At 52.2% G+C, this 15,288-nt stretch carries 14 protein-coding genes; 5 read left to right on the forward strand and 9 right to left on the reverse strand.

Annotation, left to right across the window (positions count from 1 at the left end; all coding sequences use genetic code 11):
- Nucleotides 1-1,767, reverse strand: a complete 1,767-nt coding sequence (locus tag PUV54_RS00810) for a hypothetical protein (protein ID WP_274493615.1) — start codon at nucleotides 1,765-1,767, stop codon at nucleotides 1-3.
- The gene (locus PUV54_RS00815) at nucleotides 1,751-1,876 is read right to left on the reverse strand and encodes a hypothetical protein (RefSeq protein WP_274493616.1); all 126 of its coding nucleotides are present in this window, start codon (nucleotides 1,874-1,876) and stop codon (nucleotides 1,751-1,753) included. Before PUV54_RS00815 ends, PUV54_RS00810 begins: the two co-directional genes overlap by 17 nt.
- A 101-nt stretch (nucleotides 1,877-1,977) precedes the next feature.
- On the opposite strand from PUV54_RS00815, the gene PUV54_RS00820 reads away from it, so the two are divergent.
- From PUV54_RS00820 to PUV54_RS00835, 4 genes are read left to right on the forward strand one after another with little or no spacing between them, the layout of a single operon-like run.
- Entirely contained in the window at nucleotides 1,978-2,556 is a 579-nt protein-coding gene (locus PUV54_RS00820) for a shikimate kinase (protein ID WP_274493617.1), read from the forward strand.
- On the forward strand, nucleotides 2,553-3,662 hold the full coding sequence (gene aroB, locus PUV54_RS00825) for a 3-dehydroquinate synthase (protein ID WP_274493618.1): 1,110 nt from the start codon (nucleotides 2,553-2,555) through the stop codon (nucleotides 3,660-3,662). The genes PUV54_RS00820 and aroB overlap by 4 nt, the downstream gene beginning before the upstream one ends.
- 17 nt (nucleotides 3,663-3,679) lie before the next feature.
- The gene (locus PUV54_RS00830; RefSeq protein ID WP_274493619.1) at nucleotides 3,680-4,972 is read left to right on the forward strand and encodes an HlyC/CorC family transporter; all 1,293 of its coding nucleotides are present in this window, start codon (nucleotides 3,680-3,682) and stop codon (nucleotides 4,970-4,972) included.
- Between the two features lie 17 nt (nucleotides 4,973-4,989).
- Nucleotides 4,990-6,285: a TCR/Tet family MFS transporter gene (locus PUV54_RS00835; RefSeq protein WP_274493620.1), complete on the forward strand. Its 1,296-nt coding sequence runs from the start codon at nucleotides 4,990-4,992 to the stop codon at nucleotides 6,283-6,285.
- Here PUV54_RS00835 and PUV54_RS00840 read toward each other — a convergent pair.
- The 5 genes from PUV54_RS00840 to PUV54_RS00860 form a co-directional block, all read right to left on the reverse strand.
- A complete protein-coding gene (locus tag PUV54_RS00840) occupies nucleotides 6,282-6,731 on the reverse strand; it encodes an ion channel (protein ID WP_274493621.1) in 450 nt (149 codons plus the stop codon). The two genes, PUV54_RS00835 and PUV54_RS00840, sit on opposite strands and share 4 nt — an antisense overlap.
- 84 nt (nucleotides 6,732-6,815) lie before the next feature.
- Nucleotides 6,816-7,115: a hypothetical protein gene (locus tag PUV54_RS00845; protein WP_274493622.1), complete on the reverse strand. Its 300-nt coding sequence runs from the start codon at nucleotides 7,113-7,115 to the stop codon at nucleotides 6,816-6,818.
- 160 nt (nucleotides 7,116-7,275) lie between these two features.
- Complete coding sequence (gene infC / locus PUV54_RS00850) at nucleotides 7,276-7,815, reverse strand: translation initiation factor IF-3 (RefSeq protein ID WP_274495204.1); 540 nt, start codon at nucleotides 7,813-7,815, stop codon at nucleotides 7,276-7,278.
- Between the two features lie 119 nt (nucleotides 7,816-7,934).
- Entirely contained in the window at nucleotides 7,935-8,921 is a 987-nt protein-coding gene (locus PUV54_RS00855) for a glycosyltransferase family 9 protein (protein ID WP_274493623.1), read from the reverse strand.
- A gap of 9 nt (nucleotides 8,922-8,930) precedes the next feature.
- Nucleotides 8,931-10,109, reverse strand: coding sequence for a glycosyltransferase family 4 protein (locus tag PUV54_RS00860; protein ID WP_337999183.1), 1,179 nt, complete (start codon nucleotides 10,107-10,109; stop codon nucleotides 8,931-8,933).
- A gap of 174 nt (nucleotides 10,110-10,283) precedes the next feature.
- Between PUV54_RS00860 and PUV54_RS00865 the strand changes: the two genes are divergently transcribed.
- Entirely contained in the window at nucleotides 10,284-11,255 is a 972-nt protein-coding gene (locus PUV54_RS00865; protein ID WP_274493624.1) for an NAD-dependent epimerase/dehydratase family protein, read from the forward strand.
- Nucleotides 11,256-11,257: 2 nt separating this feature from the next.
- On the opposite strand, the gene PUV54_RS00870 is transcribed toward PUV54_RS00865, so the two are convergent.
- Both PUV54_RS00870 and PUV54_RS00875 read right to left on the reverse strand, forming a co-directional pair.
- Nucleotides 11,258-12,871 carry a phytoene desaturase family protein gene (locus tag PUV54_RS00870; protein ID WP_274493625.1) on the reverse strand — a complete coding sequence of 538 codons (1,614 nt, stop codon included), beginning with the start codon at nucleotides 12,869-12,871 and terminating at the stop codon, nucleotides 11,258-11,260.
- Between the two features lie 60 nt (nucleotides 12,872-12,931).
- The gene (locus tag PUV54_RS00875) at nucleotides 12,932-15,094 is read right to left on the reverse strand and encodes a malate synthase G (protein ID WP_274493626.1); all 2,163 of its coding nucleotides are present in this window, start codon (nucleotides 15,092-15,094) and stop codon (nucleotides 12,932-12,934) included.
- Between the last annotated feature and the right edge of the window lie 194 nt (nucleotides 15,095-15,288).

Raw genomic sequence — 15,288 nt, forward strand, 5'->3', positions numbered from 1 at the left:
TCACTCTCCGCGGCTTGGCTTGATACGAGGTATTAAGCCTTCCTCATCCTGACGGGGCGTAGTCGACACAGGCGTTGGCGTTTCGCCCCCAGCCTCTTCTGAGCTTGAGGCCGCGTCACCACCGGACAAACCCGATTCACGCCCGGACAATCGCGCCGCCCAGGCACGTTCAAATGCGTGACGACGCTGCAATTCGGGAAGCCCGGCTGTTTTGAGCGTTTCACTAATAATAACGCGCTCGACTTCACCTTCTCTATTTGCTTTGCCTGCACTCGCCGCTAACGCGGCAAGCCCCGCTTGGCCAACTTTGCCTTCTCCTACAGCGTTGAAAGCTGCCTCCAGGATTCGCGCTGTTACCGATGAATCTACATGCGCTCTTTGTTCAACTGTAAAGTTCTGATCTTCAGTGAGTATGGCTACGCCAGCTTGCCGAGCGACCTGCGCAGCTGTTTGCGGATCAAGCAACGCCAACAAATTTACCCGGTCAATGAAAGCGAGTCCTACGGGCTCAGGAAGCGCCGCCACGCTCTCATTCGCACCTATCATCGCCAAGAGCCAGCGCCCCGCACCAACGCTGTCACCGACCGCCATCCGCGCCATTGCGAACGATGACGCTTCAGTCGGCGCGACAAGAACACCTTCTAGCGCCTCAATATCATCAGCGTAAAGAAGTGACAAAGAATAGGCACGATGAAAACTATCAGCCAGCTCAAGAGCCTGTGATACGCGTGCCGCTTTATCTCTGATGAATTCAGGCGCGTTCATTGCGCTAATTGCTTGATAGAGCAACGCATCGGATAGCGGATCTGCGGGCGCAGCTACCGCTGCCTCAGCCGCCCCTGCGATGTTAGCGACATCAAACTCTAGCGTATTAAACATTCGAGCGAGCTCGCCAGCATCTGTAACACCCATTGCTATTGCTTGCTGCGTTGCTTCAATTCGCATGGCGGGATCGGCGTCAGGGTTTTGCGCAAGCGCTGCGACCACCCCGCCTTCAGCAGTCCGTGTTGACAGTGGATTCAAGGACAAGCCCGCCGCCTCCGCCGCAGCATAGTGAAGCGCTGTTTCTGCAGGAGGAAGCGTCTTATCCGGCGCAGCTCCGGCAGCAGCAGAAAGCATAGAGGTAAGATAAGCTTCGTCGGTTGGGGAAAAAGCGCCACGCTCCCGTAATAGGTTAACAGTCAGGTCAAACGCATCAAACTCACCTGCTCGTGCATAACAAAACGCTCTAAGCCTTACCCAAAACAGCGCATCGCGGCCGGAAGCCAGATTTGTATCTCTCCGGCATGAGTTATCAAAATTACCGGTAAGCAAACCAATGACGGCTTGCGCTTCTGCAACAGAGGCATTGTTTCTTCCGCTCGTTGCGAGACTGGCAATGGTCTGCGCCTCTTCGATGAAACCGGCCTTCACGAGCGCCAACAGCTTTTTACCGCCGAGAGACGCATCGGCGCCTGCTGGCCGCTGTCCGGGCGACAACAAGATTCGGCGCATGGCTAATCCCATGCTGGGCCCGTTAGGACGGGTCGGCGCATGGGAAAGCAGAAAATCAAGGGTCTGCGGCTCGCTGTCCTGCCACAAGGATGGCTGGAGCGCCGGTTCGCCAGGTTTCAATGCGCCGATAGCAAAGGCGTCAGTGGCCAACTGGGCCGTTTCCACCGTTTCAGGCGCCGCAATCTGGCCAACCGCGGCGCCGGCAAGTGCGTAGCCGCCAGCAAGGCATGCCACAAAGGCGTTTGTATTACTCTTTTTACTGTGCGGCTTCATTCGCTTCCACCTCTATCGTCCGGGTCTCGGGCTCAAGCATCTGACCATACACGAAAAGGCCAATCAGCGCCGCCAATGCTATCAAAAGCACAATCGCAAAAAACCGCACGCTCGCTACTCCTTTTTAAAGCCTCTCTGCACGCAGCACGCCTATAGGAAAGGTGATAAGCGGCTAGCATCCTCGGGCTCGCTCCCCTACATCTAGCCGTCATGGCCCAGACGCGCAAACATCCACAATTTCAATGCATTCGGCCGATTGTTCTGGTCGGAATGATGGGGGCTGGCAAAACGACGATAGGCCGTCGCCTGGCCCCCAGGCTTGGCTTGCCATTTTACGACGCTGATGCGGAAATTGAAAAGGCCGCTGGCATGAGGGTGGGAGACTTGTTCGAGCTCCATGGAGAAAAAAGCTTTCGGGAGGGAGAGGCCAAAGTCATGAAGCGCCTGCTAAACGGACCTCCTCATGTGCTGGCAACGGGCGGAGGCGCAGTCACGCACGCCGCCACACGAGCACTCATTGTTAAAAAAGCTGTTTCCATCTGGATCAAAGCAGATACGGATACTGTTGTGCGTCGCGCCACCCGGCGCGGAACACGCCCTTTGCTCAAAACCGGCGACCCGAAAAAAACAATCGAACGATTGCTAAAACAACGCAGCGAGTTTTACGCCAACGCCGACATTCATGTCGATAGTCAGCCCGGGCCGCATGAAAATACTGTTGCGTTGATCATGGAAAAGCTGGAGAGCTGGCCTAGCCTACTGATTCCAGTTGAGGACGACAATTCATGACTATGCAGTCCGTACACGTCTCATTAAGCGAACGTTCATACGATATTTTGATTTCAGAAGGGCTTCTCGAGCATGCTGGCGCCGTGCTCAATCCGTTTCTCAATCGTCGTTATGTCGCCATCGTTACGGACGAGAATGTCCACAGCGCTCAAGGCGATCGATTAATCGCCGGGCTTAAAGCTGAAAGCGTGGGTTTCGACTTTATTACTTTAAAGCCTGGTGAAGCCACTAAATCATTCGGTCAGCTTGAAGAACTTACCTCCCAATTGCTGGACCTTGGAATCGAACGGAATGATTTGGTCTTGGCGTTTGGCGGCGGCGTCATTGGAGACTTGACGGGCTTTGCCTGCTCTATCCTTCGCCGCGGATGCAGGTTCGCCCAAATTCCAACAACATTGCTGGCGCAAGTGGATAGCGCCGTTGGCGGCAAGACAGCCGTTAATGTCAAACAAGGTAAAAATCTCGTTGGCGCGTTTCATCAACCAGCGCTAGTGCTCTGCGATGTTGCCGCTCTAAACACCTTATCTGAACGCGAGTTGCGCGCCGGTTATGCCGAGGTCGTGAAATATGGCCTGATCGCAGATGCTCCTTTTTTTAAATGGTTGGAAGCAAACGGCCCCGCGCTTCTCAACGGCGACATTGCAACCCGAACACAAGCCGTAAAACGCTCGTGCGAGCTTAAAGCCGCGATCGTAGAGGAAGATGAAAAAGAAGATGGCGCTCGCGCCCTTCTCAATCTGGGCCATACATTCGGTCATGCCTTTGAAGCCGCGTTTGGCTATTCTGGAAAGTTTCTCCACGGTGAAGCTGTTGCTTTAGGAACGGTATTCGCTTTCGAATACTCTGTTCGGCTTGGCAGGTGCGCTCCAAACGATGCGGAACGTGTTAAACGCCATCTCAAGTTATCGGGCTTGCCCATTGGCATCGATAATCTGCCAGGCCCAGTCAGCGCCGATCAACTTATCTCTTTCATGATGCAGGACAAAAAAGTCCAGCAGGGAGCACTGACCCTAATTCTTCCGGATGGGATTGGCGCGGCCAAGGTTGTGAAAGACGCAGACTACGACGACGTGAAACAATTTCTGATCAATAAAATCGGCGCTTAAGACAAATAGAGAAAACCATGAGCGAACTTGAACCATCTTTCTTTTTTTCCATTGGAAGCATTGTATTACTACTGCTTCTTTCAGCTTTTTTTTCAGGTTCCGAAACAGCGCTTACAGCCACCTCCAAGGCAAGAATGCACAAACTTGAAGCGGATGGTGACCTGAGCGCACGGCGCGTGAATTTATTGATCCGGGATAAAGAACGCCTCATCGGCGCTATACTGCTCGGTAACAACCTTGTGAATATTCTTGCAACGTCAATTGCAACGACCCTGCTAATCTCTTTCTTCGGCGAGGCTGGCGTCGCCAATATAGTCGCAACGGTGGTTATGACAGCACTCGTTCTCGTATGCTCTGAAGTCACGCCCAAAACATTAGCGATCTCGCGCCCTGATTCTTTTGCGATGGTCGTCGCGCCGATCATGCGCTGGGTGGTTTTCACATTTGCTCCCATCACTCGCATCGTGCAGCTCATCGTACGCGGTTTCCTGCACCTGTTCGGTATTGACGTATCAAAAGACAGCGCCGTTTTCTCTGTTGCGGATGAATTGCGCGGCGCTATTGACCTGCATCATTCCGAAGGCCGCGTTGACAAGGAATCGCGCGATCTTATCCGCGGTGCGCTTGATCTGAACGAAATCCGGACTGAAGAGATCATGATTCACCGCAAATCCATAGAAATGCTCGATCTTGATCGTCCCAATGAAGCTATCATTCGCCAAGCACTAAAAAGCGCCCACACACGCCTGCCGCTTTATCGAGAAAACCCGGACAACATTATTGGAATTCTCCATGCCAAAGATTTGCTCCGAGCACTTTGGGATGCGGAAGGCGATGCCGACGCCGTTGATTTTGAAGCGCTAGCCCGCGAACCGTATTTCGCACCGGAAACCACAACACTTCAGGAGCAACTTGATGCGTTTAAGTTAAAACAGGAACATTTCGCCCTGATCGTGGATGAGTATGGCGCATTAATGGGGCTTGTCACTCTGGAAGATATTCTGGAAGAAATAGTCGGCGAAATTGAGGATGAATATGACAGTCCGGTTCAGGGCGTCAGACCGCAAGGCGATGGCTCGCTAAATGTTGACGGCGATGTCACAATTCGTGACCTCAACCGCGCTATGGATTGGAATCTGCCCGACGATGAAGCTGTTACGCTTGCCGGGCTGGTCATCCATGAAGCACAATCAATTCCTGAAGTCGGGCAAACATTTTCATATCACGGCTTTCGCTTTAAAATTCTTCGCCGGCGCCGTAATCAAATCACGGCGCTGAAGATCACTCCTATTGCTGAATCCGCTTTTTAAACTGGAAAGAAAGTTAGATGGCGAAAAAGCCAGGCCGCAGCGCCCTGTTGTTCATTTTCATTACCGTACTGCTCAACATGATTGGGTATGGCGTCATCATGCCCGTAATGCCTCAACTGATCATGGAAGTATCGGGTGAAGATGTATCTCACGCCGCGAAATGGGGCGGATACCTCGCGGTCGGCTACGCTCTGATGCAATTCATTATGATGCCCATCATGGGCGGTCTATCTGATCGCTTTGGAAGGAGGCCTGTCCTCCTGACATCTTTAGCAGCATTTTCCATGGACTATCTGGTCATGGCCCTTGCCCCTACTATGGGGCTTATCGTGCTCACACGTATGCTCGCCGGCACATTTGCCGCAACATTTTCAACGGCGAATGCTTATATCGCAGATATTTCTCCGCCGGAAAAACGCGCAGCTAATTTTGGCATGATGGGCGCCGCCTTTGGCCTCGGCTTTATTATTGGACCTGCTATCGGTGGTTTCCTGGGAGAAGAGTTTGGGCCACGCATGCCATTTTATTTTGTCGCGGCAATGGGTGCGATGAATTTTCTTTTTGGATTGCTTGTACTTCCTGAAACATTGAAAGCTGAAAACAAACGAAAATTTGAATGGAAAAGAGCCAACGCCTTGGGCAGCTTCAAACAGTTCGCTCAATACCCGATTATGTTGCCGATTGCAGGCGTGTTGTTCATTTCTCAAATCGCCCATTGGACCTACCCTTCTGTGTGGTCCTACTACGCGATAGAAAAATTCGCCTGGAGCGAAGGCGCTATCGGCGCCTCATTGATGTTTGTCGGTCTCATGGCTGCAATCGTTCAAGGCGGCGTAACCCGTATCGTCATTCCAAAAATCGGCGAGCGCGCGGCAGCGATATTCGCCATGTCTGTCACCGCGATCGCCTATTGCCTGTTTTCTTTGGCCGACAAAGGCTGGATGGTTTACGCAATTATCGCTTTTTCTTCGTTAGGCGGTCTCGCTCAACCTGCCTTGCAGGGGATTATGTCCCGTACAATGCCCGCGAATGCACAAGGCGAGTTGCAAGGCGCGATCGCTGCCCTGATGAGCATATCCATGATTATTGGTCCGTTCGTGATGACCCAGTTATTTTCGGCGTTTTCCGCGCCGGGCGAACCCTATGTGCTTTTCAATATAACGCTGTTGCCTGACGGCGCGCCTTTCTATTTTCCCGGCACGCCGTTCGCTTTTGCATCAATACTGGAAATAATCGCAATCGCGATGCTGTTCATCGCTTTCGGCCGTATACAACGCCCCCGCGATGACACTGAGGAAACGGCAACCTCCTAATGCCGTCCCTTGGCGCCACTCAGATGCAACTGCCCCGCAGCGTTAAAGAGAAAAGCCGCCGACAAACCAAACAGCAGCAGTCCGTTTGCCGCGGTCGCGCCAGACAACAACCGCCAGCTTTCTGGTAGTAATACATCCCCGAATCCAAGCGTCGTATAACTTGCGGCCGAAAAGTAGAGCGCAGGCTCCCACCCGTCAAAAAGGTCGAACCTAAGATAAGTCCAGGCCCACATGGCCATTTCCAGCATATGTGCGAACATTAACCAGAGTCCCAAAAGCACTAGCGCAGTGCTGTCTCGAAAAAATCGCAAGAAACCACGTGCGCTGCCTTTTGAGGCCCGGAATATAGCGGCGGCGGCAGCCACAAATACACCATGTACAAATGTCGTTGCAGCTATGACGATAGCCGAGACAATCAGCTGATGATGAATGTTTGGATCGTCCATCCCTGCAGAGTCCCCTTGCTAAAAAAACATCACAGCTATGTTGCGTTTAAATCAAGAAAACAATCTTGCGCGCCTTATCGGCGCTTATCTAGAGCGGTCAACAGATTTCATAATAAGCTTCAGACGCCCATTGGCGCGTTTTATCGCCTCGTCGAGCTGTCTAAGGGTTTCCTCATTTTCCCGAGTTTCTTCTGCGTCTGCCTGGAGCAATTGTTTCGCCTTGTCTATTTCTAATTGCAGGGCCGAAATCGGACTCTCACCAGGCTTAAGACGAACGCTCGCCATACCTTTCGTCTTTTTTGCGCGCGTCGTGAACTCACTCACAAGAATTCCGATGAAGAAGCCAAACAGTGCCAACGGCCATCCAGTAGCGAGCATTTCCATCAAGGCTTCCATAAGCATTAACCCAGTCAGCGGCGCCTCTGGTTGCGCACTTTCCCAGCAAGGTTAAAGCAAACTCTGGGCCAGACGAACCGCGCCACACAAAAAGCCGCCCAGACTGTATCATCGGGCGGCTTTTGTGCTGATAATTTAATTGTTTAGGTTAACGGGGCGCCATAACCATCATGATCTGGCGGCCTTCCATTTTTGGAAACTGTTCAACTTTTGCAATTTCTTCAAAGTCGTCCTGCACTCGTTTTAAAAGATCCGCACCGCGATCCTGGTGCGCCATTTCCCGGCCACGGAACCGCAGGGTAACTTTCACCTTGTCGCCTTCTTCAAAGAAACGTTTCATCGCCTTGACCTTCACTTCATAGTCATGGTCATCGATGTTGGGTCGCATTTTGATTTCTTTGATCTCAACGACTTTCTGTTTCTTTTTGGCTTCGGCTTTCTTTTTCTGCTGCTGATATTTGTATTTACCGTAATCGAGGATCTTACACACCGGCGGAGTCGTGTTCGGTGAAACCTCCACCAGATCAAGGCCCGCATTGGCTGCGATTTCAATCGCTTCATCGGTGGAAACGACGCCGCGCTTATCACCCTTGTCATCGATCAACAGAACTTGCGGAACATCAATATCTTCATTGATACGCGGCCCGTCAGATTTTTGGGGCGGGGCTGCAAATGGTCTACGTGCTATGGACTTCTCTCCATTGGTTGCTAAAGGACAAAATTCTGACGTTGGTTCGGTGATAAACAGTTAACCGTTTGGCCCAAATACGACAGAAGCGTGGATATATAAGGCTTTTGGCCCATCAATCAACGGGCATTGGCTGTCATTGGCGGCTTAACCGGCCCATGATCGGCGAGGCTAACCAGCCCCATATTGTTCAGTGTCCGCCAGACACCCATCGGATCGACAGCCGAAGGGTCATCAGGCGCCGTCATCGTCACGATGTGGCGTCCTTTGGCGGTAAACGGCTCCTTAGCATGACAAATGACAACCCCTTCACACCCGACACTCAAGGCAAGTTGCAATTCCTCTGAACAATCGCCGACAAAAAAGGCCGCTTCTTGCGCCAAGGCAGCGAGTTGCAAGTGATCAGTCTTGCCGGTCAAATCTACAAGTTGCGGTGTGTCATGCGCGATCTCATCGCCAAAACTGTGCAGGGTCTTTGAACCCGCCAATACAGGCATGATGCCAGCGCGCACCATCTCTGAGGCCAGACCAGCGTAGCCTTGTGCTCCCCAGCGACGCTTGTCTTTTTCTCCAGGAAGCAGCAAACCAAAAGCACCCGATATCCCATACCATGATGGCTGCATATTCGCGCTATCTTTGCGTGCGGCGACTGCCCACCGCAAATCCGGCAGGCGATCATCAACTGTCAAACCAGCAGACTCGATCAACTTACCGAAAGATGGAAGAGGTTCACTTGCATCTAACTTGCTGCGTTTCGGCGCTGGCCCTACAGAAAACCATTTTGGACCAAACGGCCCCAATGCACTGCGAAGCCGGCGCGCTTCATCGTCACATGAAAGGTCGTAGACTTGCTCAAATTTAGACGACTTTACCTGACGGACAAATTCCTTGCGCGCCTCGCGGTCACGCAGACTAGGCATTGCCGCAACCTGATCAAAATAAGGACAAGCACGAGCGATGCGTTGAAGCCCTTGTGTTGTCAAAAGGCTGATTTTAGCTTTCGCGTTCTCGTTTCGGATCGCTTCAAAAACAGGGTCGGCCGCTACGAATGCAGAAAGCCCATCAGTTTTAATGACGAGAATATTGACTTGTTTACGCCCTAACATGCCGCCCCATTACGCCAATAGTTCACGATAAACGCCAAGTGTCGCGTCGCACATCGCAGATGAAGAATAAATGCTGGAAACTCGGGCGCGGGCGGCCTCACCCATCACCTTGCGAGTAGACTCGGACTGACCGCGCAAATTCAAAATCGCTGCGCATAAAGCATCCTCGTCGCCCGGCTTGACCAGCAATCCAGTTTCACCGGCGACAACCGTGTCGAGCGCACCGCCGTGTTCTGTGGCAATAACGGGTTTTCCCATAGCGCCCGCCTCGACAACCACCCGGCCAAACGCTTCCGGTTTTGTTGACGGCGCTATGACCAGATCCGCCCAGGCATAGGCAGCCGGCATATCAGCGCATTCGCCAACCATATGAATCATAGCGCGAACCCCACGTTCGTCGATCATTGCGCGCAATTTGCGTTCATAGTCCCGCTTCCCTTGCGCGCCCCCACAAAAAACTAGCGTCAATCCTGGGCCTTGGCCAGTGGCCTGGGAAGGCTCTAGCGCCCGTTTAAGCCTCTCAACCGCCTTAATTGCCGTTTCATGCCCTTTCCAAGGGGTCAAACGCGCTGGTAGTAGGATTTTTAGGCCCAAATTTTCCCCAAGACCCCAACTGCGAGTAACATGGTTAATGCGATCGGCAGAAACCTTAGCAGGATCAAAGAGATCAACGTCGACACCTCGGGGAATAACTCTGAGGCGATCGGCAATCTCCGGGCTAATGGCGAGAATTCGTTCAGCTGTGAAACCTGAATTGGCGATTACGCGGTCGGCTCTCAACATGGATGAATTGTAAAGTCTTTTATGTGCGCCTCCGGCTGAATACGCGCCGTGGTAGGTTGTTACAAACGGAATACCCGTCTGCCGCGCGGCCCAAAGCGCGCTCCATGCCGGCGCGCGCGATCGGGCATGTATAAGATTAACCTTTTCTGTTTTGATGATTTTCGCCAGCCTGCTGCCGTTCTGAATAATCGTCAGCGGATTCTTTGAGTTTACAGGAGCTGTGATGACTTTGCCCCCTGCATTCTGGAGATCGCTGCAAAGCCTACCTCCAGCCGACACGACGATTGCTCGCCCTCCTGACCGAGAGATAGCGCTTGCGACCTCCAGGCTGGTCCGTTCAGCTCCACCGGAGTTAAGCTGCGGCACTACCTGTAAAATTGTGCTCTCAAATCTGGTCATCAGCATCCATCATATTGCTGTTTTCAGCATGTGAAAGCGTAAAACGAGCTGCAACTGTCTGGAAAACTCATCAAACTCCGGCTTAACGGTTGGCGAAAAAGACGGAATGCCTCATATCAATCAAAAGGTGCGGTTTTTGCGAACCAAGCCATTGGCCACAAGGAATAGGGTTTGCGCATAATGAAAGCGCTAATCACAGGCATAGCAGGATTCATCGGATTTCATACGGCCAAGCGGCTCGCAAAGTCGGGCTGGAACGTTATCGGTGTCGATAACCTTAATGACTATTATGATCCGGCTTTAAAACGTGCTCGGCTTGCTGTCCTTGATGGGCAGATTGCATTTCATGAGTTGGATATTGCAGCAGCGGTTGCTTTTGCAAAATTGGTGGAAACCGAAAAGCCAGATGTTGTCATTCATCTGGCGGCGCAAGCGGGCGTCCGTTATTCAATCGACAATCCATTTGCCTATGCGCGATCGAATCTGCTCGGTCATTTGTCTGTGTTAGAAGCTTGCCGCCATGCAGACCATCTTTCTCATTTGATATACGCATCCTCCAGCTCTGTGTACGGCGGCAACACAAAAACGCCATTCAGCGAAACCGACCCCGTTGACGCTCCGGTTTCGCTCTACGCTGCAACAAAAAAGAGCGATGAGCTCATGAGCAGCACCTACGCACACCTTTACGGGATCAAACAGATCGGCTTGCGGTTTTTCACCGTGTACGGCCCATGGGGCCGACCGGACATGGCATACTGGACGTTCACACAGAAAATGATAAAGGGCGAGCCTATACCGGTGTTTAACCACGGCAAGATGCGCCGGGACTTTACCTTTATCGATGACGTTGTTGACCGCGTTGCCGCTATTGCAGACAAACCACCCGTGTTCTCAAAGCATGAACGCCCGCACAAAATTTACAACATCGGCAACCACACCCCTGTACCGCTGCTGGATTTTATTTCAGCCCTTGAAAACGCTACGGGATGCAAGGCGAAAAAAGACATGCAAGACATGCAGCCCGGAGATGTGATTGAAACCTTTGCGGATGTTTCAAGACTGTCAGAGGATTACGGGTTTAATCCCTCAACGCCAATTGAATCCGGACTAAAAACGTTCGTTGAGTGGTATCGCAGCTACCACGGAATCTAGAGTTAGCTTCCGGGAAACGGTAACCTTGCGTCCCGCAATATTTCACGCGCCGCGTTCCTTCCAGGCAGACCGGTAACACCGCCGCCAGGATGCGCGCCGGCGCCGCAATGATACAGGCCCCTTAAAGCTCCCCGATAATCGCCATAACCGAGCGCGGGGCGGGCCGCCCATAGCTGGTCGAGGCTCATGGCGCCATGAAAAATATCTCCGCCAATCAGGCCGAATTTCTCCTCAAGATCTTTTGGCGACAAGACCATTCTTCCTAATATAGCATCTTTGAAGTTCGGCGCATACTCAGTAATCGTATCAATGATATGATCGGCAACGCTCTCTTTTTCATCGTCCCAAGATCGACCTTCTGGCAGTTCTGGCGAAAATTGCTGACAGAAAAGACTCGCGACATGCTCACCCTCCGGAGCCAGACTGTCATCCATTGTAGAAGGAATTAGCATTTCCACGATTGGTTTTTGAGACCACCCATCGCGTTTCGCGTCGATGAAAGCTCTGTCCATATAGTCTAAAGTCGGCGCGATAAGGATGCCGCATTGATGGTGTTCAGAAACGGTTTTCCCCGGCAAACATGAAAAGTCCGGCAGTTCGGAAAGTGCGACATTCATCCGGAAGGTGCCGGATTCACACCGCCACCCTTTCATTCTTTTATAAAATTCCTGATCGAGCGCCCCGCTATCGATTAGCTTCGTATAGAGCAGTTTGGGATTCACATTAGCGACGACTCGTTTCGCGCCGATCTCTTCCCCGCTTTCGAGGACAATCCCTGATGCACCGTTACACTCTGCATTCACCGTTCGCACAGGCGCATCGAGCGAAATTTCCACGCCAGCTTCAAGACACGCCGTTTGCATAGCTTGCGTTATGGCGCCCATGCCGCCAATGGCGTGGCCCCAAGCGCCTTTGACGCCATCAACTTCCCCAAAAACATGATGAAGTAAGACATAGGCTGACCCAGGCGTGTCGGGACTGGCGTAATTGCCGACCACCCCATCAAATCCGAAAGCCGCCTTTACAGGATCCGACTCAAACCAGGCGTCCAGAAACCCGCGCGCGCTCTTCGTAAAAAGGTCTAGCAAGTCCTGATGCAAGATCGCTCCACCTCTCAAAGCAGGCCAGACCTGAGATGCCGCCGTCATTGCGCCTTTTATTCCTGCACGTGGATTGGGGGGCGTTTTTAGCGACAGATCACGCAACACATCGGCGACTGCCTCCAGACGAGTGTAATAGCCGGGCAATCGCTCAGCATCATGATCCGAAAACTTTTGGAATTCCTGTTGTGTCCGCTCCAACCCACCGCCGACCTTCAGATACCGCCCGTCTTCTGTTGGCAAAAAATTTGAGATCGGCCGTTGAAGGAAACGCAGGCCATACTCTTTGAGTTTCATGTCCGCGATCACATGCGGATTGAGCAGGCTTACTGTATAGCTGGCCAAAGAATTTCTGAACCCGGGATGGAATTCCTCAGTCACCGCGGCGCCCCCGACGACAGAGCGACGCTCACAGATGCGAACTTTCATTCCCGCGCGAGCAAGATAGAACGCACAGACGAGACCGTTATGGCCACCACCAATGATAACGGCGTCATAAGCAGCCATTGATGTCATGCGAATGGTCCTTTTTTGTTGGATCAGGACTATCGCCAGCGCTTGATGAAGGCAAACGCGCTAGCCGCGCTGTTGCGATTTCGCTTCGCGCCGGCGCTGATGGAGTATGAACTCCGTGTAGCCATTGGGTTGCGAGGCGCCATCAAACACAAGATCACACGCGGCTTTGAAGGCTACACCGTCAAACCCGGGCGCCATAGGCGTATAAGCAGAATCGCCAGCATTTTGACGATCAACCACTTCAGCCATGTTTTTCATGACATCAAGCACCTCTTCGCGAGTCGTCACGCCATGACGAATCCAGTTTGCGATATGCTGAGAGGAAATGCGCAATGTCGCCCTGTCTTCCATCAGGCCCACATCATGAATGTCAGGGACCTTCGAACAGCCAACCCCCTGATCTACCCATCGCACGACATAGCCGAGAATGCCTTGAGCATTATTTTCAAGCTCTTGCTTGATCTCATCAGGATTGAAGTTCTTTCCTTTCGCCAATGGCGGCGTCAGCAACCGATCAAGATCGCCTGTTCCCTTGCCCGTCAGTTCTTTCTGGCGAGCGAATACATCAACCTCGTGGTAATGCATTGCATGCAGCGTCGCAGCTGTTGGCGATGGCGTCCATGCGGTCGTCGCACCGGAATTTGGATGGCCAATTTTCTGCTCTAGCATATCGGCCAAACGGTCCGGCGCCGCCCACATGCCTTTTCCGATTTGCGCTTTTCCAGAGAGCCCGCAAGCAAGCCCGATGCCTACATTCCGCGCTTCGTAAGCCGCGATCCAGTCTTCGTTTTTAATATCATTCTTTCGCAGTACAGGCGCTGCTTCCATCGCGGTGTGAATTTCGTCGCCTGTGCGGTCGAGAAATCCTGTATTGATGAAAACAACGCGATCGCGCGCAGCATGAATGCAAGCAGCAAGGTTCACGGACGTTCGCCGTTCCTCATCCATAATGCCGATTTTAAGCGTATTCTCTGAAAGGCCTAGCAGCTTCTCAACGCGTGAAAAAAGCTCTACTGAAAACGCGACTTCTTCCGGCCCGTGCATTTTAGGCTTAACGATATAAACCGAGCCTGTTCGGCTATTTTTTATCGTGCCGGTGGATTTCAGATCGTGCATCGCGATCAGCGATGTTACAGCCGCATCAAGAAAGCCTTCCGGTATCTCGTCACCATTCTGATCAAGCACGGCATCGGTGTACATGTGATGCCCAACATTGCGAACCAGCATCAATGCGCGACCGTGGAGGCGCACATTTTCACCCGTTGGCGATTTATATTCGCGATCCCGCTCAAGGGTACGCTCTAGCCGGGCGCCGCCTTTTTGAAAGCTTGCCGTCAGGTCACCCTTCATTAAGCCAAGCCAGTTGCGGTAAACGAGTGTTTTGTCTTCTGCATCGACAGCTGCGACCGAGTCTTCGCAATCAACGATAGTGCTGACAGCCGCTTCGACAATCACATCTGCGACGCCTGCGGGGTCCGATCTGCCAATAGAATGTTCTTTGTCTATAGAGATTTCTACATGCAGACCGTTATTCTTTAACAGGATAGCGTCTGGCTGGTGCTCACGACCTTTGTAGCCGATAAATTTTTCTGCATCTTTAAGAGACGTTTCACCCGAACTTATCTCCGCAACAAGGACTCCATCACGTATGACGTACTTAGCCACATCGGCGTGAGATCCGTTGGCCAGCGGCGCAACAAGATCCAAAAAGTTTTTGGCTCGAGCTATGACTTTTTCACCGCGAGCAGGATTATATCCGCCGCCCCTCTCGGCTCCGCCTTCTTCGGAAATTGCGTCGGTGCCGTAAAGCGCATCGTATAGACTTCCCCAGCGCGCATTAGCGGCGTTCAAAGCATAACGCGCGTTCGACGCAGGCACGACCAATTGTGCGCCTGCAGTCTCCGAAAACTCAGTATCAACATTTTTCGTTGAGATCGAAAATTCTTGCGGCTCTTCTACGAGGTATCCAATTTTTCGTAAAAGCGCCTCATGGTCACTCACGTTAAAGGGCTTACCGGCGTGATCCCGATGCCATTGATCAAGCTGCAATTGCAGCTCGTCCCGGCGTTTTAAAAGCGCGTCATTTTTCGGTCCCAGATCTGCGACTAACTCGGCGAAACTATTCCAGAAAGCCCTCACATCCACGCCAGTACCCGGCGCGGCTTCGCGTTCGACAAATTCGAAAAGCTCTTCAGAAATTTTCAGGGCTGCATATTCGATCATTCTAATTTATCCGCTCTCATGTCTCAATCTGCACACTTAATTAGGGCCGTTATGCACGCAAACGCATCTGCGACAACAGAATTCGCTGCAGTTGCGAAAACCATGGCCTTTGACAGACCTCACCGCAAGAGTATGTAATTCCCATGTATAGCAATGCGTCAGGTTTTTCTTGAGAAAACAAAATATTAGGATTG

The sequence above is a fragment of the Hyphococcus flavus genome (assembly GCF_028748065.1).
Taxonomy (GTDB): Bacteria; Pseudomonadota; Alphaproteobacteria; order Caulobacterales; family Parvularculaceae; genus Hyphococcus; species Hyphococcus flavus.

Excerpts from the sequence above, each read along its gene's own strand:
- PUV54_RS00810 (WP_274493615.1), bottom strand. The coding sequence starts at position 1,767 with ATGAAGCCGCACAGTAAAAAGAGTAATACAAACGCCTTTGTGGCATGC.
- PUV54_RS00820 (WP_274493617.1), top strand. The coding sequence starts at position 1,978 with ATGGCCCAGACGCGCAAACATCCACAATTTCAATGCATTCGGCCGATT.
- aroB (WP_274493618.1), top strand. The coding sequence starts at position 2,553 with ATGACTATGCAGTCCGTACACGTCTCATTAAGCGAACGTTCATACGAT.
- PUV54_RS00830 (WP_274493619.1), top strand. The coding sequence starts at position 3,680 with ATGAGCGAACTTGAACCATCTTTCTTTTTTTCCATTGGAAGCATTGTA.
- PUV54_RS00835 (WP_274493620.1), top strand. The coding sequence starts at position 4,990 with ATGGCGAAAAAGCCAGGCCGCAGCGCCCTGTTGTTCATTTTCATTACC.
- PUV54_RS00840 (WP_274493621.1), bottom strand. The coding sequence starts at position 6,731 with ATGGACGATCCAAACATTCATCATCAGCTGATTGTCTCGGCTATCGTC.
- PUV54_RS00845 (WP_274493622.1), bottom strand. The coding sequence starts at position 7,115 with ATGGAAATGCTCGCTACTGGATGGCCGTTGGCACTGTTTGGCTTCTTC.
- PUV54_RS00855 (WP_274493623.1), bottom strand. The coding sequence starts at position 8,921 with ATGTTAGGGCGTAAACAAGTCAATATTCTCGTCATTAAAACTGATGGG.
- PUV54_RS00860 (WP_337999183.1), bottom strand. The coding sequence starts at position 10,109 with ATGCTGATGACCAGATTTGAGAGCACAATTTTACAGGTAGTGCCGCAG.
- PUV54_RS00865 (WP_274493624.1), top strand. The coding sequence starts at position 10,284 with ATGAAAGCGCTAATCACAGGCATAGCAGGATTCATCGGATTTCATACG.
- PUV54_RS00870 (WP_274493625.1), bottom strand. The coding sequence starts at position 12,871 with ATGACATCAATGGCTGCTTATGACGCCGTTATCATTGGTGGTGGCCAT.
- PUV54_RS00875 (WP_274493626.1), bottom strand. The coding sequence starts at position 15,094 with ATGATCGAATATGCAGCCCTGAAAATTTCTGAAGAGCTTTTCGAATTT.